Here is a 16442-nt window from a genome sequence, read left to right as displayed (position 1 = left end):
GGAGACCACAATCAGAAAGGCCCCCAACAAGATACCCATTATTGACAGGGTCGTTGTGTCCAACCCTTGCCAGCACGCCGGCATTGCCAGTCCTGACGGGCAGCGGCGATCTGCCAAGCCTCAGCCACAAAATCGAGTCTGAGCTGATAGCGCTGGGTTTTCACCGCATCATCCGGCAAGCCGTCCATCACCACGGTCACGTCCACGCTGCGGATATCCTCGCCCTTGCCGGTCTGGGTCAGTACCAGCTTCGGGTAGCCAAAGAGGCCATTCTCGTCGGCAATCCGGTCGCTCAGCCAGCGGTAGACCACCGGCACGGGCGCCTCGCCGGGCTTGCCGACAAAAATGGGCTTCGCGGCTTGTGCCGGTGCCGAGGCCGTCTCGGCCTGGGCCAGCGGCGACAGCATTGCCATTAGCAAAGTCAGACCAGCAAGTGCGCGCATTATTTGCTCTCCTTCGCCCAGGAATCCTTGAGCGTGACAGTGCGGTTGAAGACGATCTTCTGGCCCGGTACATGATCACGGCGATCCGTCACGAAATAACCCAGGCGCTCGAACTGGTAGCGCGATTCCGGCGCCAGATCGTTCACCACCGGTTCGATATAACCTGTCACGACAGTGAGTGAGTCGGCGTTGATGAACTGCTTGAAATCCAGATACTGGCCATCTTCGCCGCGGATAGCGTCCGGGCGATCCTCGGTAAACAGCCGGTCATAGAGGCGGACCTCGGCTTCAACCGCATGCTCGGCGGATACCCAGTGAATCACGCCCTTGACCTTGCGGCCGACCGGGTTCTGCCCCAGCGTGTCCGGGTCGAGCGAACACTTCAGTTCGACGACGTTACCGGCTGCATCCTTGATCACTTCGTCGCACTTGATGACGTAGGAGTAGCGCAGGCGCACTTCACCGCCGGGGAACAGACGCTGCCAGCCCTTGGGCGGGTCTTCGGCAAAATCGTCACGCTCGATCCAGATTTCGCGCGCCAGCGGCACTTCACGCTCGCCAAATTCGGGATGATGCGGGTGGAATGGCGCACTGCGCGAACCGGTCACGCCCGGCTCGAAATTGGTGAGCGTGACCTTGATCGGATTCAGTACGGCCATCACGCGCGGGCTGCTGGCTTCCAGCTCTTCACGCACCGCACCTTCGAGCACGGAAAACTCGATGATGTTCTCCGACTTGGAAATACCGCAACGCTGCGCAAACAGGCGAATGCCTTCCGGAGAATAACCACGGCGACGCATGCCCGAAATGGTCGGCATGCGCGGATCGTCCCAGCCACTGACCAGACCTTCGGTCACCAGCTGGTTGAGCTTGCGCTTCGAGGTGACGGAGGACAGTAGCTCAAGGCGCGAAAATTCGATCTGTTGCGGATGACAGCCGATGGAAATATTGTCGAGCACCCAGTCATACAGCGGCCGGTGCGCTTCGAATTCCAGCGTACACAGACTGTGCGTGATGCCTTCGATCGCATCCGAGATGCAATGCGTGTAGTCGTACATCGGGTAGATGCACCACGCGTCACCGGTGCGGTGATGATGCGCACGGCGAATGCGGTAGATCACCGGATCACGCAGATTGAGGTTGGGCGAGGCCATGTCGATCTTCAGGCGCAGCGTCTTGCTGCCATCCGGAAATTCGCCGGCCTTCATGCGGCGGAACAGGTCGAGGTTTTCCTCGATGCTGCGTTCGCGGTACGGGCTGTTCTTGCCCGGCGTGGTGAAATCACCGCGGTGGGCGCGCATTTCTTCGGCATTGAGTTCGCACACAAACGCCTTGCCGGCCTGGATCAATTCTTCGGCGTAGTCGTAGAGCTGCTGGAAGTAATCCGAGGCATAGCGGACCTCGCCAGCCCAGTCAAAACCCAGCCAGCTGACATCTTCGCGAATCGCGTTGACGTACTCGTCTTCTTCCTTCTCGGGATTGGTATCGTCCATGCGCAGATTGCACAGACCGTTGTAGTCCCGAGCCAGACCAAAGTTCAGGCAAATGGACTTGGCATGCCCCACATGCAGATAGCCGTTGGGCTCCGGCGGGAAGCGCGTCTGGATGGCGCTGTGTTTGCCGCTGGCCAGATCATTGTCGATGATGGTGCGGATGAAATGATTGATTGCGGGAGTTGCTGCAGGCGCCTCGTTGCTCATCGGTCGCTCGTTAGGATGCATAACAAAGGCGTGATTGTAGCGAAAAAGCGCCGCAACCGCTGCCAGTACCCTACTTATGCTGCAGCAATTGCATCACCGCACCGGCAAAAAGAACAAGGGCGAACCGAAGTCCGCCCTCATCCTGCAATCGGCTTTTTCAGTCAGCCAGACTTATTTGGCCTTGATCGTGTAGAGCACGGACTTGCCGGCCTCCACCTGACCACTGGCCTGCTGGGCGATCCCGGCAAAATCGTCGGAATTGCTCAGCACTACCGGACTGATGATCGAAGCAGCATTGGCTGCCAGATAATCCAGATCCAGTTCCAGAACCGGATCACCGGCCTTCACGCGGCTTCCCTGCTCGGCCAGACGAGTAAAGCCCTGACCTCCCAGTTTGACCGTCTCAATGCCGATATGAACGATCAGTTCGGCACCGCTATCACACACCAGCGCGAACGCATGGTTGGTATTGAAGATTTTGGCCAGAACACCATCGGCAGGCGCTACCACGGTCTTGCCGGTCGGGCGGATGGCCACGCCATCCCCCACTGCCTTGCTGGCGAAGGCCGCATCGGGCACATCTTCCAGCGCGACAACCTCACCACTGACCGGAGCCAGCAGCACGATCCCGGCAGCAACTGCAGCAGAGCCACCGGCGGCCGGCGGTGTTGCCACCGGCGCCGATGATGCGGCCTCAATTACTTTTTTGCGGAGTTACCCACCAGATTGCGCATGGCGGCAGCAACCAGCTCGGCCTTCGGCCCGATGATGATCTGAACGTTGGTCGCATTCAGCTTCACCACACCGCTAGCACCGGCACGCTTGGCTGCAGCCTCGTCAACCTTGGCAGCATCACCCAGCGTCAGACGCAGACGGGTAATACACGCATCAATGTCAGTTACGTTGGCAGCACCACCGATTGCGGCCAGGTAGGCATGCGCCAGGTTCTCGGTTTCGTTGCCACCAGTGGCAACCGGAGCAGCAGCGACCGGAGCCACTTCGTCGTCTTCACGACCCGGAGTCTTCAGGTTCAGCATCTTGATGACGGCAGTGAACGAGAAGTAGTAGATCGCGAAGAACACCAGACCTTGCACCACCAGCATGATCATGTTCTGCGCCAGCGGATTGCGGCTGGAGAGCACGAAGTCAACCAGACCGGCGGAGAAGCCGAAGCCGGCAATCCACTGCATCTGTGCGGCGATGAACACGGAAACACCTGTCAGCAGCGCGTGCAGTACATACAGTACCGGTGCCACGAACATGAAGGCGAATTCCAGCGGCTCGGTTACACCGGTGAAGAAGGAAGTGATCGCAGCAGCCAGCATGATGGAACCGACGCGAGCGCGGTTTTCCGGCTTGGCAGCACGGTAAATCGCCAGCGCAGCACCCGGCAGACCGAACATCATGATCGGGAAGAAACCAGCCTGATACATACCGGTCACACCCTGAACAGCCTTGCCTTCAGCCAGAGCCTTGGCGCCACCCAGGAAGTTCGGGATGTCGTTGATGCCAGCCACGTCGAACCAGAATACGCTGTTCAGCGCATGGTGCAGACCAACCGGAATCAGCAGACGGTTGAAGAAGGCATAGATACCGGCACCGACAGCCTTCAGGCTGACGATGGATTCACCAAAGTGAACCAGGCCACCGTAGATGTGCGGCCATACAGCCATCAGGATGAAGGAAACAACAATCATCACCACGGAGGTCACGATCGGCACCAGACGGCGGCCAGAGAAGAACGCCAGTGCCTTGTGCAGTTCGACACCGCTGAAGCGGTTGTACAACTCGGCAGCGATAACACCGCAGAGAATACCGACGAACTGGTTGTTGATCTTCTTGAATGCAGCCGGAACCTGATCAACCGGGATGCCCTGAATCTGGGCAACAGTGCCCGGCTTCAGCAGCGTGGTTACAACCAGGAAGCCAACCAGACCAGCCAGTGCAGCTGCACCGTCCTTATCCTTCGACATGCCGTAGGCGACACCAACCGCAAACAGGATCGGCATCTGGTCAATAATCGCGGCACCAGCCTGAATCAGGAAAGCTGCCAGGGCATTGCTTGCCCCCCAGCCATCCGGATCAATCCAGTAACCGATACCCATCAGAATCGCTGCCGCCGGAAGAACTGCCACCGGCACCATCAGCGCGCGACCGATTTTCTGCAAATAGCCTAGTACGCTCACTTTGATTTCCTCATTAAGAATTACGAAACGAAGTTTCTGAGAAACTTGCCGGGCATCGTTCTGGCAAGCCAAGCTGCCCGAGACGCCCACAAACTAAACAGCTGTCATGTGGCAATTGTTTGCCGGCACAACCACGTCGTTCGCTTCCTCCTGTTTTCATAAGTAAAGACAAGTTGTCGGGCTCTGCTCAGAACCGTGCTTGGAGCACAAATCCTGACGCAATTATTCATTGCCAATCAATCCTAAACAACGAGACCACCCAAGTTTCCAGCTGCAGACTGACAAAATCCAACAGTCAGCAACCCCACGCCCCCCGAATACACCAGAAAAACGTAGCCGACACTCAGTGAACTACATCACACAGGCTTGATTTCCAGCCCGCCGACCTCACCTCGTTGATACCGGGTGACGCCGCAACCAGTGAGAGATTTACACCTCGCAGCCTTCATCTTCTTGAGGCAGCGCAAACACAGCAAGCCGCGAATCACTTTCTGACCATTTGCAACATTTGTTTACATTAGCACCCGCTAACGAAAGCAGAGCCTCCTGCCCCGTACCTGCCCCCCAAGTGACTACAGATTCCGAAAGCTTTTACGGACAGTCGAATGCTTTGCCGCACCTTCGTGCTCGGTTAGAATGCAGGTTTACTTCCTCACACGGTAGTCAGAGTCATGCTTACTGGTAGTCTGGTTGCACTGGTTTCGCCCATGCACAGTGATGGTTCTCTGGATTTCCCCGCCTTGCGCCAACTCGTTGACTGGCACATCGGACAGGGCACCAATGCGCTGGTCGCCGTAGGCACGACCGGCGAATCACCCACCGTATCGGTGGAAGAGCATATCGAGCTGATCCGAGTTGTCGTCGAACAAGCCGCAGGCCGCGTCCCGGTCATCGCCGGCACAGGCGCCAACTCCACCCGGGAAGCCATTCATCTGTCCAAGCAGGCCAAGGCTGTTGGCGCTGACTTTGGCCTCTCCGTTGTACCGTATTACAACAAGCCGACCCAGGAAGGGCTGTATCTGCACTTCAAGGCCATCGCTGAAGAAGGCGGCCTGCCGACACTGCTCTACAACGTTCCCGGTCGCACCATCACCGACATGAGCAACGACACGGTACTGCGCCTTGCCGCCATTGACGGCATCGTCGGGATCAAGGATGCCACCGGCAATCTTGATCGAGCAGCTGATCTGGCGGCTCGCCTGCCCGAGGGCTTTGCACTGCTGAGCGGTGATGATGCCACCACACTGGAATTCATCCGTCTGGGTGGGCACGGCACCATTTCCGTGACCGCCAATGTCGCCCCCAAGGCGATGAGCGAGATGTGTCGACTGGCTCTGGCCGGCGATATTGCCGCCGCCCGAACCATCGATGACACCCTGCAGGGGCTGCACAAGCATCTGTTCGTCGAAGCCAACCCGATTCCGGTGAAGTGGGCACTCGAACAGCTGGGCAGAATCGGCCCCGGCATCCGCCTGCCACTCACCCGCCTGTCCGAGCAGAACCAGCCAGTGGTTCACGCCGCCATGCAGCAAGCTGCCCTGGCGTGATAGGATGCCCCGCGACCACCCCGAACGGGTGGTTTTTTCGAGTTAGACAAGGCCTGAAAACTGATGCGTTCTCCTAGCAAAGCCCTGAAACTCCTGCCGGTCGCCGCCGCGATCGCACTGACTGCCTGCTCGTCCGATCAGCTGATGCTGCAAAGCAAGGTTGATTACCGCTCCGGCAGCGACAACATCAACAAAAACCCGCTGGAAGTACCGCCGGATCTGACCACTCCGGCTGGCAATGCGAATTACACGCTCAGCCGCAGCCAGACCAGCGCCAAGGATTATGTCCGCACCAGCCAGGCCAGCGGCCCGCAGCAAGTGATGCCGGATGCACCGAAAGCCAAGCTGGAGCGTGCCGGTGCACAGCGCTGGCTGGTGGTGAACAAATCTCCCGACAAAGTCTGGGCTGACCTGCGCGAATTCTGGATCGGCCAGGGCTTCCTGCTGGCTACGGATAATCCGACCCTGGGCGTGATGGAAACCGACTGGCTGGAAAACCGCGCCAATCTGCCGCCGGATTTTCTGACCAAGTTGCTGAACAAGGTGGCAGGCCGCTTCCTTTCCACCGGCGAAATGGATAGTTACCGCACCCGCGTCGAGCCGGGCCGTGAACCAGGCACCACCGAGGTCTACATCACGCACCACGGGCTGGTCGAAGTCTTCCGTGATGGCAGCACCGAGATGAAGGGCGGTGGTGACAGTAATGTGCAGGGTGAAACCTCCACCATCTGGACACCGCGGCCCGCCGACCCGGATCTGGAAGCCCAGATGCTGGCACTGGCACTGCAACAGCTCGGTTACGACAAGGATGCCGCACAGAAAGTCGTCGTGAATGGCGATGCCGCAGCCAAGGCACGCGAGCCCCAGGCGCGCGTTGACAGCAATGGCACGCTGCTGCTGGCCGACACCTTCGATCGCGCATGGCGCCGTGTCGGCCTTGCCGTCGAACGCAGCGGTTTCGTGGTCTACGACCGCAACCGTGCCGAGGGCAGCTACCTGATCCGTCAGGCTGAACTCGACATCGGCAAGGAAAAGGAGAGCAGCAACTGGATGTCTTCGCTGGCGTTCTGGAAGAGCACCAAGCAGGACACCAAGACTCCGCCGCCGGAATACACCATGACCCTGACTCAGGAAGGCAGCGGCACCCGCGTCAAGCTTAAGCCCAATGCCGGCACCCCAGCCAACCCGGCTCTGGAACAGAAGCTGCTGACGGCCCTGCAGATGCAACTCAAGTAGCTCGCATCTCAGCAAAGAAAAAGGACAGCAAACGCTGTCCTTTTTCTTTCTGCATACCACCACCGCTCAAGTCAGCGGAAAAAACTGCTGCACCGCCAGCAAAACCAGCACTGCAAAGCCAGCTGCCAGTATATCGTCGACCATCACCCCGAATCCGCCCTTGACGCGAGCATCCAGCCAGCGAATCGGCCAGGGCTTGGCAATATCGAAAATGCGGAACGCGACAAACGCGGCCAGCCAACCAGCCAGCGTCGCGGGCACCACCAGCAATACCAGCCAGATTGCGACAATCTCATCGATCACGATACTGCCGTGATCCGACACCCCCAGCGCCCGCCCGGCACGCTCGGCACAATGACAGCCCAGCAGGAAGACCAGCAAGGACAGCAGCAATACCCAGACCGGCAAGGGCAAGCCCATGGGTATCAGCCCATACAGCAAGACAATCAAGGGATACAGAGCAACACCCATCACTGTACCCCAGGTCCCAGGAGCAGGATAGATCAGCCCGCTACCCAAGCCCAGTGCAATGAAGTGTGCCGGACTCTGCCAAAGAAAACCGGCCGGTGGGCGCACCGACCGTGGCTTGCCTGCACTCATCAAGCAGCACCAAAATGATCGAAGCCACCGTGCTGCCAGCAGATATCCTCGCCGTGCAGCAGCACCTGCACACCACTCCCGGCAACCAACCTGCCGATGCGCGTCAGCGGCACACCCAGTTCTGCGGCCAGCGCAGCAAGATGTTCGCGCTGCACAGCCGGGGCACTGAAACACAGCTCGTAATCGTCCCCCCCTGACAGCAACGCCTCGCGACGCAGCGTCTCGGGCAGTACGGCCAGACAGTCACTGGCAGGCAATGCTTCCAGCCACAGCTCTGCACCGCAGGCAGATCGGGCGCAGATATGGCGCAAGTCCCCGGCGAGTCCATCCGAGATATCCAGCGCAGCATGCGCCACGCCGCGCAAGGCCAGCCCGAGTTCAACGCGAGGCGTCGGCCATTCAAGCCGTCGATAGGCTGCCCGGCATTCGGTGTCGGGAAGTCGGAACCGGCCGCAGCCATGCATGACTGCGGCTGCCGCGGCGCCCAGCTCGCCAGACACCCACAAATCATCGCCGGGCTGGCCAGCACTGCGCAGCAGCGCGCTACCGGCCGGCAACTCACCGGCAACCTGGATCGACAGCGTCAGCGGCCCCTTGGTCGTATCACCACCGACCAGCGAAATGCCATGCTGGTCCGCCAGTGCATGCAGGCCGGCACTGAAGCCGGCCAGCCAGCCCTCGTCGAGCTCCGGCAGCGCCAGCGAGAGCGTAAACCAGCGCGGCTCTGCCCCCATGGCAGCGAGGTCGGACAAATTCACGGCCAGCGCCTTGTGCCCAAGACTTTGCGGATCGACATCGGCAAAGAAATGGCGCCCGCTGACCAGCATGTCGACCGACACCGCCAGTTGCATGCCCTCGCGCACGCGCATCAGCGCGCAATCATCCCCCACCCCCAGATCGGCATTGGCCGCCGGGCGAGTGAAATAGCGCGCAATCAGACCGAATTCGTTCAAACCCGGCTCCGCTTACGCGCTGCGTGGCTTGCGCTGGCGCAGGCTGACGAACTCTTCTTCGCGCACATGGCTGGCCAGACGATCGAGCACGCCATTGACGAACTTGTGCCCGTCGACACCACCAAAGGTCTTCGCCAGCTCGATCGCTTCGTTGATGATGACCGGATACGGGGTCTCGGGCATGTGCACGATCTCGAAACCAGCGACCAGCAGTACGGCACACTCGACCGGGCTGACTTCATCCATCGGACGATCAACGTGCGGGCGCAGCGCGGTCTTCAGCGTTTCTGCCTCCTTGATCGCGCCAAACAGCGTGGTTTTCAGCAGCTCGGCATCGGCACGGCCATAGCTGGTGCTGCTGTCATGCAGAAAGCGATCGATGCTGTGCGCGGTTTCACCGGTCAGCAGCCATTGGTAAACGCCCTGCACGGCAAATTCGCGCGCGCGGCGGCGGGCGGATTTCGGCTTTGCAGGCTTCTGTTCGGGGGTCTGGTTCTCGCTCATGCTTGCAGCGCCTTTTGCAGATTGGCCATTTCCACGGCAACACGGGCCGCATCACGGCCTTTTTCCACCATGCGCACTTCGGCCTGCTCATCGGTTTCCGTGGTCAGCACGGCATTGGCCACCGGAATGGCACAATCCAGCGCAACACGGGTGATGCCGGAACCCGATTCATTGGCTACCAGCTCGAAGTGATAGGTTTCACCGCGAATCACCGCCCCCAGCGCGATCAGCGCGTCGTAGCGATCACTTTCTGCCAGCGATTGCAGTACCAGCGGTATTTCCAGCGCGCCAGGCACGGTCATCAGCAGCACATCCTGCATATCGACACCCAGCGCGGCCAGTTCGGCCAGGCAGGCATCGCGCAAGCCTTCGCAGACCGGCGTATTGAAGCGCGCCATCACGATGCCGATGCGCAAATCCTTGCCATCCAGATTCGGTGCGATATAGGGCACCTGTTGAGCCAGTGTCATGGTCATTATCCTTGTTGTTGAATCGGTGCAGGCGGCGCCGCCACCTGCCGGTTAATCAGTGAATCAGGCGTGATCCGGCGGAACGAAGCCGGTCACTTCCAGTCCGAAGCCGGCCATGCTGGGCATGCGCCGGGACGGGCTCATGATCTTCATTTTGCCTACCCCCAGGTGGCGCAGCATCTGCGCGCCAATTCCGTAGGTGCGCATATCCCATTTCTTCGGTGCAGCCAGCCCCAGCTCCGGCAGCGCCCGCGCCAACAGATCCTCGCCGGTTTCGGCCTTGTGCAGCAGCACCACCACACCACAACCGGCTGCGGCGATGGTTTCCAGCGCGGGTTTCACCCCCCAGGAGTGAGCGCTGCTACCCAGATCGATCCAGTCCATGGCCGACAGCGGCTCATGCACACGCACCAGGGTATCGGCCTGTGGATCAATGTTTCCCTTGACCAGCGCCAGATGGGTCGCATTGTTCATCTTGTCGCGGTAGGCCACCAGCTCGAACTCGCCCGCCACCGTCGTAATCATCCGCCGCCCCATGCATTCGATCAGGGTTTCGGTACGGCTGCGGTAGTGGATCAGGTCGGCAATCGTGCCGATCTTGAGCTGGTGTTCCGCGGCGAATTCCAGCAACTGTGGCAGACGCGACATCGTGCCATCGTCGTTCATGATCTCGCAGATAACCGACGCCGGCGTCAGCCCGGCCATCGCAGCCAGATCGCAACCTGCCTCGGTATGCCCTGCCCGCACCAGCACCCCGCCGGGCTGGGCCTGGATGGGGAACACATGCCCCGGCGATACCAGATCGCAGGCGCGGGCATCAATGGCCACCGCCTTGCGGATCGTCAGCGCGCGGTCGTGCGCGGAAATCCCGGTCGAAACCCCTTCTGCCGCCTCGATCGAGGCGGTGAAATTGGTACCAAAGGACGATGCATTCTGCTTGACCATCGGCGCCAGCCCCAGCTGACGGCAGCGATCAGCGGTCAGCGTCAGGCAAATCAGGCCGCGCCCGTACTTGGCCATGAAGTTGATCGCCTCCGGCGTAACAAAATCCGCCGCCAGAACCAGATCGCCTTCGTTTTCGCGGTCTTCTTCATCAACCAGCACCACCATGCGGCCGGCGCGCAGCTCGGCGACAATGTCCTGCACCGGGGAAATGGGTACGGTCATCGCGCGTGCTCCAGGCTTACCATGCGCTCGACATAGCGGGCGATCAGGTCGATTTCCAGATTGACCTGGTCACCAGCTTGAATGCCGCCCAGCGTGGTCACGCTCAGCGTATGCGGAATGAGGTTGATCGAGAATTCGCAAGCGTCTGCCACATCGCGCACGAAATTCGTCGTCAGCGAGACGCCATTGACCACCACAGAACCTTTCACCGCCAGGTATTTGGCCAGCGACTGCGGCGCATGCACCACCAGCTCGCGGTTGTCGCCCACCGGATCAAAACTCACCACCCTGCCCACCCCATCGACATGGCCGGAGACCAGATGGCCGCCCAGCATGTCGCCAAGACGCATGGCCTTTTCGAGATTCACGCGACGACCGGCCTGATCGAGGCCCACCGTGCAGCGCAGTGATTCATCAGACACATCGATCCGGTAGCCACCTTCAAACAGCTCGATCACCGTCATGCAGGCACCGTTATGCGCGATGCTGTCCCCGAGCTGCACATCGGAGAGATCAAGCCCGCCGGCCTGCAGCGTCAGACGGACACCACCGGCAAATGGCGCCACTTCGGCAATCGTTCCGACTGCCTGGACAATACCTGTAAACATTCAGCCTCCTTGGTTTGGGGTGGCATCCGGCGCAGCCGGCGTGTCTTGTTGCGGCGCCTGCGCGGCACGCACACGCTTGCCCGACTTCAGTTCATTGCAATGCGGGCAAAAATACTGGATTGCGCCGCAGGCTTTCATCACCTCCAGCGGCTTGCCACAGTCCGGGCAGGGAATCAGTCCATCACTCATGCAGCCTCCTTTGCCGATGCCAGCAGATGTTCATACGGGGTAAACAGCATGTGGGTGCGCAAATCATCCCCCAGCATGCGCCGCTCGATCACACGCGGTACCAGTTTGTCCTGCATGCTGGCCAGTTCCAGACTGGCAACACCCCGCCCAGGATCTCCCAGCAGCACTGGGGCCTGGTACAGCAGCAGTTCGTCAACCAGCCCGGCGCGCAGGGCACTCCCCGCCAGCGTGGCCCCGGCTTCGAGCATCACCTCATTACAGCCGCGCTGTGCCAGCGCAGCCAATACCATGGCCAGCGGCAGGCGATTACCGGCAACAGGCAGCATGACGATTTCCGCGCCGCGCTCGCGCAATGCTGCCTGACGAGTGGCATCCTGAGCGGCGGTAAACAGCAGCACACCCGGCATTGCCAACAGCTTCGCCGAAGGCGGTGTGCGCAACTCGCGATCCAGCACTACCCTGAGCGGCTGGCGCTCAACGGGAAAATCCCGCACCGTCAGCTGCGGATCATCTGCCAGCACCGTACCGATGCCGGTAAGCATGGCGCAGGACCGGGCGCGCCAGCGCTGCACATCGGCGCGCGCCGCTGCACCGGTAATCCATTTCGATTCGCCATTCGCCAGCGCGGTACGCCCGTCGAGGCTGCAAGCCGTCTTCAGGCGTAGCCACGGACGCTGTCGCACCATGCGCGAGATAAAGCCGGCATTCTGCGCCAGCGCCTGCGCTTGCAGCAGGCCGCTGGCCACCGCGACGCCAGCTGCAGCCAGGCGCGCCAGGCCACGCCCCGCCACCAGCGGGTTCGGATCGCGCATGGCCGCAATCACCCGCGCCACACCTGCCGCCAGCAGCGCATCGGCGCACGGCGGCGTGCGGCCATGATGGCTGCACGGCTCAAGCGTGACATAGGCCGTCGCACCGCGTGCGAGTTCACCTGCCTGCCGCAGCGCATGGACTTCGGCATGCGGCTCGCCGGCACGGGCGTGCCAGCCCTCACCGACGACGTGGCCATCGCGCACGATGACGCAGCCGACACGCGGATTGGGTGTGGTGGTATATAGCCCCAAGGCAGCTATATCAATAGCTCGCTGCATATACCCATGATCTTGCGCAGTAAACTCCGCTGCATTCACCGGCATGGGCAATCAGTCCTTCTTGCTGACTTCGCGGATCACATCGCGGAAATCATCCACATCGGAGAAGGAACGGTAGACCGAGGCAAAGCGGATATAGGCAACCTTGTCGAGCTTGGCCAGCTCGGTCATCACCATTTCGCCAAGCTGGCGGCTGGGAACTTCACGTTCGCCCAGCGCCAGCACTTTCTGATTGATGCGGGCAATGGCTTCGTCGACCAACTGGGTAGGAACGGGGCGCTTGTGCAGCGCGCGCTGGAAACTGACGCGGATTTTCTCGCGATCGAACTCGACCCGCTGGCCATTCTGTTTGACCACCTGCGGCGGACGCACCTCGGCGGTTTCGAAGGTGGTGAAGCGTTTGTCGCAGACATTGCAACGGCGCCGGCGGCGTACCGCATCGCCTTCATCGGACACGCGCGAATCGACGACCTGGGTATCAGGCGAACCGCAGAATGGGCACTTCATGGGATGCAGCTCCCGGGCAAAGATCAGTCAAAGAACAGTTGGGGTTTTACCGGCAATATGCAAGCAATGCAATGCAGAAAAACCAAAAGGGTGAGCCGGCAGGCCCACCCCTTGCAGCTGCGCCGGCTTGGCCGGCGCAAACCGGGTTACGCGCCGTAAACCGGGAAGCGTGCGGTCAGTGCCTTCACCTTCTCGGCAACGGCAGCCAGATTGGCTTCGTCTTCCGGATTGTCGAGCACATCAGCAATCAGGTGCGCCACCTGGATGGCTTCTTCTTCCTTGAAGCCGCGGGTGGTGATCGCCGGAGCGCCGATGCGGATACCGGAGGTCACGAACGGGCTTTCCGGATCGTTCGGGATGGCGTTCTTGTTCACAGTGATGTGCGCCTTGCCCAGATAGGCATCGGCCGCCTTACCGGTCAGGCCCTTCGGACGCAGGTCAACCAGGAACACGTGGCTCTCGGTGCGGCCGGAAATGATGCGCAGGCCACGCTCGGCCAGGGTCTTGGCCATGGCAGCGGCGTTCAGCAGCACCTGTTTCTGGTAAGCCTTGAATTCCTCAGTCGCAGCTTCCTTGAACGCCACCGCCTTGCCGGCGATCACGTGCATCAGCGGGCCGCCCTGCAGGGTCGGGAACACATTGGAGTTCAGCGACTTCTCGAACTCGGCCTTGGCCAGGATGATGCCGCCACGCGGACCACGCAGGGTCTTGTGGGTGGTCGAGGTCACGAAGTGCGCGTGCGGAACCGGGTTCGGATACACGCCGGCAGCGATCAGGCCGGCGTAGTGCGCCATGTCGACCATGAAGTAAGCGCCAACCTTGTCGGCGATTTCGCGCATGCGCGCCCAGTCAAAACGCAGGGCATAAGCGGAAGCGCCACCGATGATCAGCTTCGGCTTGGTTTCCAGCGCCACGCGCTCCATGTCGTCGTAGTCGATTTCTTCGTTTTCATCGAGGCCGTAAGCCACGATATTGAACAGCTTGCCCGACAGGTTGGCCGGCGAGCCGTGGGTCAGGTGACCGCCGTGGCCCAGGTTCATGCCCATCACGGTGTCGCCCGGCTTCAGGATCGAGAAGTACACGGCCTGATTGGCTTGCGAGCCGGAGTGCGGCTGCACGTTGGCATATTCCGCGCCGAACAGCGCCTTCACACGGTCAATCGCCAGCTGCTCGATCACGTCAACATGTTCACAGCCACCATAGAAACGCTTGCCCGGATAGCCTTCGGCATACTTGTTGGTCAGCTGGGAGCCTTGTGCTTCCATGACGGCCGGGCTGGTGTAGTTTTCCGAGGCGATCAGCTCGATGTGCTCGTGCTGGCGAACAACTTCGCCTGCCATGGCGGCGGCGAGTTCGGGATCGTAGTTTTCGATGGTGACAGATTTGGAGAACATGGCTGGGCTTTCCGCAGTCAAAAAAATCAAAGCCGGATTCTAACATGAGCGGAACCATTTCTTGTTTCGCTCTGTTCATCGCGGCATGACGCGCATTCAGCCGACCGCATACCACATACCCACAACCCTATAAGCCTTAAACCAAATCAAAAAGAGACAATCAAGAGCATACCCCGTTACCGCCGCAAACGACCAAACACCCTCCCCAGCAGCAGCAGCTTGGCCGGCCAGCGCAGCCGCTGATCGGCCATGCCGTCGAGAAACTCCGAGAGCTGGCGCGAGCGCACCACGGTCAGGAAGGTCAACAGCGTAATCGGCAGGAAGGCCAGCATGAAAATGCCGAATTTCACCGCGCCCGGCTGGCTGGCGTAGTCGAACAGATTCATGCCCAGGAAACCGGTCACCGTGGTTCCGATCATCCCCAGAATGGTCACCACCGTCAGGCGCACCACCGTATCGGCCTGGCGGCGCAGATCATCGTTTTCCAGATACTGATTCATGCCTTGCACCGAATCACGCACATCGACATACAGGCTTTCGGTGTCCAGATGCCGGCGCAGCATCTGGAACAGCTGATCGGTCAGCACCTGATTGGATACTTCGCGGAACCAGTAGCGCTGGTTGAAGCGCAGAAAACCCTCCAGACACTGGCGGATCTCGCGCTTGAAAAACCGCACCGAGATCTCGTTGCGGATATTCAGCTGCGACATCGCCACGGCCAGCCGGTCGCGCAGCAACAGCAACGAGGCCTTGTGGAAGTGCGCTACCATGGTCAGCAGGAAATGCTGGTGCCGGAACTGCCCCAGCGCACCGGTGCGCGGGTCGGAAAAAAAGGCATTGCCGTGCATGCCAACCAGCACAAAGGCATGCCCGTTGCACATCATGCGGGTCGAGGTTGCCGGATGCCGGCGCTCGGGCACCCAGAAGCGGTCATAACAGCACTGCCGCTCGAAATCGTCAAACACCTTGGGCGAATACGGCAAGGCATCACCGTCCCCGGGCTTGGTCACCATCCCCAGCCGGTAGAAATCCTCGTCACGCAGGGCAAAGGGGTCGTCAAACGACAGATAGGCCATCAGCGGCATGCGGTGATATTCAAGCTGGCGATAGCGGATCGCGCCCTCTTCGTCCGAATGGTGCGGCACGAGCGGATGCAGCAGATGATCCCAGTGCGCGGCCATGCGTGTGGAGCGGAATTCACCCACATGCGCCAGAAAGGCACGGCGATCCTGATAATCCGATTCGCACAAAACCTGCCCGTGCTGATCCAGCCATTCGACCAGCGTCGGGCAGTTGCTGGCATGCTCCTCCTCATCCCACTGCGCCGGAAAGGCCCGCCCCAGCCGGAACATCGCATCCTGCGCGCGGCGCAAGGGCATGTCGTCGGCCATGATCTCGAAGGCCAGAATGGCAACATCAATATCGAAAAAGAAATACAGATCGATGTGCGCCACGCGGAAATCCCAGCGGCAGCCATCCTTGTAAGTCATGCGCACGGTTTTGATGTCGGTGCGGCGGAATACGTGCAGCGGCGAACGCCCCCACGAGGCCGCATCCGCAGCCTCGGTCGTGCCTTCACCATAGAGAAAACGCTGCACATACGGCAGGAAGGTCACGAATTCGCGGTAATGGCGCTCCTGGAACTCCTCAGGCGGGCAGTCAAACTCCGTGCTGCGCGCCTCCCACGGCGAGCCGGGCTTCTGCACGGCAGCGTGCATCAGCTCCCAGTGCCGCCCCATCTGGCCGTGCCCCAGCGGCATCAATTGCAGCGGCCAGATCAGGATCTGACGGAAATGACGGACAACAGGCTCGGACATGGTGGCGCTCCGGTCAGGGATACCTTACAG

General features: G+C 60.6%; 17 protein-coding genes. 2 read left to right on the top strand and 15 right to left on the bottom strand.

Features of this window, described 5'->3' with window-relative positions; genetic code table 11:
• Positions 1–38: 38 nt before the first annotated feature.
• The 4 genes from INR99_RS04900 to nagE form a co-directional block, all read right to left on the bottom strand.
• Entirely contained in the window at positions 39–443 is a 405-nt protein-coding gene (locus tag INR99_RS04900) for a hypothetical protein (protein ID WP_194115209.1), read from the bottom strand.
• On the bottom strand, positions 443–2143 hold the full coding sequence (locus tag INR99_RS04895; protein ID WP_194115208.1) for a glutamine--tRNA ligase/YqeY domain fusion protein: 1701 nt from the start codon (positions 2141–2143) through the stop codon (positions 443–445). The genes INR99_RS04900 and INR99_RS04895 overlap by 1 nt, the downstream gene beginning before the upstream one ends.
• 171 nt (positions 2144–2314) lie before the next feature.
• The gene (locus tag INR99_RS04890) at positions 2315–2818 is read right to left on the bottom strand and encodes a PTS sugar transporter subunit IIA (protein WP_194115207.1); all 504 of its coding nucleotides are present in this window, start codon (positions 2816–2818) and stop codon (positions 2315–2317) included.
• A gap of 23 nt (positions 2819–2841) precedes the next feature.
• The gene (gene nagE / locus INR99_RS04885; RefSeq protein ID WP_194115206.1) at positions 2842–4329 is read right to left on the bottom strand and encodes an N-acetylglucosamine-specific PTS transporter subunit IIBC; all 1488 of its coding nucleotides are present in this window, start codon (positions 4327–4329) and stop codon (positions 2842–2844) included.
• Between the two features lie 671 nt (positions 4330–5000).
• On the opposite strand from nagE, the gene dapA reads away from it, so the two are divergent.
• Positions 5001–5876 (top strand): 4-hydroxy-tetrahydrodipicolinate synthase, encoded by an 876-nt coding sequence (gene dapA, locus INR99_RS04880; protein ID WP_194115205.1) that lies wholly within the window; start codon positions 5001–5003, stop codon positions 5874–5876.
• A 63-nt stretch (positions 5877–5939) separates the two neighbouring features.
• Positions 5940–7112: an NlpB/DapX family lipoprotein gene (bamC, locus tag INR99_RS04875; protein ID WP_194115204.1), complete on the top strand. Its 1173-nt coding sequence runs from the start codon at positions 5940–5942 to the stop codon at positions 7110–7112.
• 66 nt (positions 7113–7178) lie between these two features.
• On the opposite strand, the gene INR99_RS04870 is transcribed toward bamC, so the two are convergent.
• The 11 genes from INR99_RS04870 to INR99_RS04820 all read right to left on the bottom strand — a co-directional run bounded on the left by INR99_RS04870 (position 7179) and on the right by INR99_RS04820 (position 16412).
• Positions 7179–7712: a phosphatidylglycerophosphatase A family protein gene (locus tag INR99_RS04870; protein WP_194115203.1), complete on the bottom strand. Its 534-nt coding sequence runs from the start codon at positions 7710–7712 to the stop codon at positions 7179–7181.
• Entirely contained in the window at positions 7712–8665 is a 954-nt protein-coding gene (gene thiL, locus INR99_RS04865) for a thiamine-phosphate kinase (RefSeq protein WP_194115202.1), read from the bottom strand. The genes INR99_RS04870 and thiL overlap by 1 nt, the downstream gene beginning before the upstream one ends.
• Before the next feature lie 12 nt (positions 8666–8677).
• A complete protein-coding gene (gene nusB / locus INR99_RS04860; RefSeq protein ID WP_194115201.1) occupies positions 8678–9169 on the bottom strand; it encodes a transcription antitermination factor NusB in 492 nt (163 codons plus the stop codon).
• Complete coding sequence (gene ribH, locus INR99_RS04855) at positions 9166–9639, bottom strand: 6,7-dimethyl-8-ribityllumazine synthase (RefSeq protein ID WP_194115200.1); 474 nt, start codon at positions 9637–9639, stop codon at positions 9166–9168. The genes nusB and ribH overlap by 4 nt, the downstream gene beginning before the upstream one ends.
• 63 nt (positions 9640–9702) lie before the next feature.
• Complete coding sequence (gene ribBA, locus INR99_RS04850) at positions 9703–10806, bottom strand: bifunctional 3,4-dihydroxy-2-butanone-4-phosphate synthase/GTP cyclohydrolase II (RefSeq protein WP_194115199.1); 1104 nt, start codon at positions 10804–10806, stop codon at positions 9703–9705.
• On the bottom strand, positions 10803–11414 hold the full coding sequence (locus INR99_RS04845; protein ID WP_194115198.1) for a riboflavin synthase: 612 nt from the start codon (positions 11412–11414) through the stop codon (positions 10803–10805). Before INR99_RS04845 ends, ribBA begins: the two co-directional genes overlap by 4 nt.
• Positions 11415–11603, bottom strand: a complete 189-nt coding sequence (locus tag INR99_RS04840; RefSeq protein ID WP_194115197.1) for a YfgJ family double zinc ribbon protein — start codon at positions 11601–11603, stop codon at positions 11415–11417.
• Positions 11600–12739 carry a bifunctional diaminohydroxyphosphoribosylaminopyrimidine deaminase/5-amino-6-(5-phosphoribosylamino)uracil reductase RibD gene (gene ribD, locus INR99_RS04835; RefSeq protein ID WP_194115196.1) on the bottom strand — a complete coding sequence of 380 codons (1140 nt, stop codon included), beginning with the start codon at positions 12737–12739 and terminating at the stop codon, positions 11600–11602. The genes INR99_RS04840 and ribD overlap by 4 nt, the downstream gene beginning before the upstream one ends.
• 6 nt (positions 12740–12745) lie before the next feature.
• Positions 12746–13201 carry a transcriptional regulator NrdR gene (gene nrdR / locus INR99_RS04830; protein ID WP_194115195.1) on the bottom strand — a complete coding sequence of 152 codons (456 nt, stop codon included), beginning with the start codon at positions 13199–13201 and terminating at the stop codon, positions 12746–12748.
• 146 nt (positions 13202–13347) lie between these two features.
• A complete protein-coding gene (gene glyA, locus INR99_RS04825; RefSeq protein WP_194115194.1) occupies positions 13348–14595 on the bottom strand; it encodes a serine hydroxymethyltransferase in 1248 nt (415 codons plus the stop codon).
• A gap of 176 nt (positions 14596–14771) precedes the next feature.
• A complete protein-coding gene (locus INR99_RS04820) occupies positions 14772–16412 on the bottom strand; it encodes a hypothetical protein (protein WP_194115193.1) in 1641 nt (546 codons plus the stop codon).
• Positions 16413–16442 lie beyond the last annotated feature (30 nt).

It is taken from the genome of Chitinilyticum piscinae (assembly GCF_015223195.1).
Taxonomy (GTDB): Bacteria; Pseudomonadota; Gammaproteobacteria; order Burkholderiales; family Chitinibacteraceae; genus Chitinilyticum; species Chitinilyticum piscinae.
This window is presented reverse-complemented; position numbering and strand designations above follow the sequence as displayed.

What these genes read in the sequence shown, in the direction of transcription:
- INR99_RS04870 (WP_194115203.1), bottom strand. Translation starts at nt 7,712, where the DNA reads ATGAGTGCAGGCAAGCCACGGTCGGTGCGCCCACCGGCCGGTTTTCTT.
- nrdR (WP_194115195.1), bottom strand. Translation starts at nt 13,201, where the DNA reads ATGAAGTGCCCATTCTGCGGTTCGCCTGATACCCAGGTCGTCGATTCG.
- dapA (WP_194115205.1), top strand. Translation starts at nt 5,001, where the DNA reads ATGCTTACTGGTAGTCTGGTTGCACTGGTTTCGCCCATGCACAGTGAT.
- bamC (WP_194115204.1), top strand. Translation starts at nt 5,940, where the DNA reads ATGCGTTCTCCTAGCAAAGCCCTGAAACTCCTGCCGGTCGCCGCCGCG.
- glyA (WP_194115194.1), bottom strand. Translation starts at nt 14,595, where the DNA reads ATGTTCTCCAAATCTGTCACCATCGAAAACTACGATCCCGAACTCGCC.
- INR99_RS04900 (WP_194115209.1), bottom strand. Translation starts at nt 443, where the DNA reads ATGCGCGCACTTGCTGGTCTGACTTTGCTAATGGCAATGCTGTCGCCG.
- ribH (WP_194115200.1), bottom strand. Translation starts at nt 9,639, where the DNA reads ATGACACTGGCTCAACAGGTGCCCTATATCGCACCGAATCTGGATGGC.
- nusB (WP_194115201.1), bottom strand. Translation starts at nt 9,169, where the DNA reads ATGAGCGAGAACCAGACCCCCGAACAGAAGCCTGCAAAGCCGAAATCC.
- INR99_RS04840 (WP_194115197.1), bottom strand. Translation starts at nt 11,603, where the DNA reads ATGAGTGATGGACTGATTCCCTGCCCGGACTGTGGCAAGCCGCTGGAG.
- ribD (WP_194115196.1), bottom strand. Translation starts at nt 12,739, where the DNA reads ATGCCGGTGAATGCAGCGGAGTTTACTGCGCAAGATCATGGGTATATG.
- ribBA (WP_194115199.1), bottom strand. Translation starts at nt 10,806, where the DNA reads ATGACCGTACCCATTTCCCCGGTGCAGGACATTGTCGCCGAGCTGCGC.
- INR99_RS04820 (WP_194115193.1), bottom strand. Translation starts at nt 16,412, where the DNA reads ATGTCCGAGCCTGTTGTCCGTCATTTCCGTCAGATCCTGATCTGGCCG.
- INR99_RS04845 (WP_194115198.1), bottom strand. Translation starts at nt 11,414, where the DNA reads ATGTTTACAGGTATTGTCCAGGCAGTCGGAACGATTGCCGAAGTGGCG.
- INR99_RS04895 (WP_194115208.1), bottom strand. Translation starts at nt 2,143, where the DNA reads ATGAGCAACGAGGCGCCTGCAGCAACTCCCGCAATCAATCATTTCATC.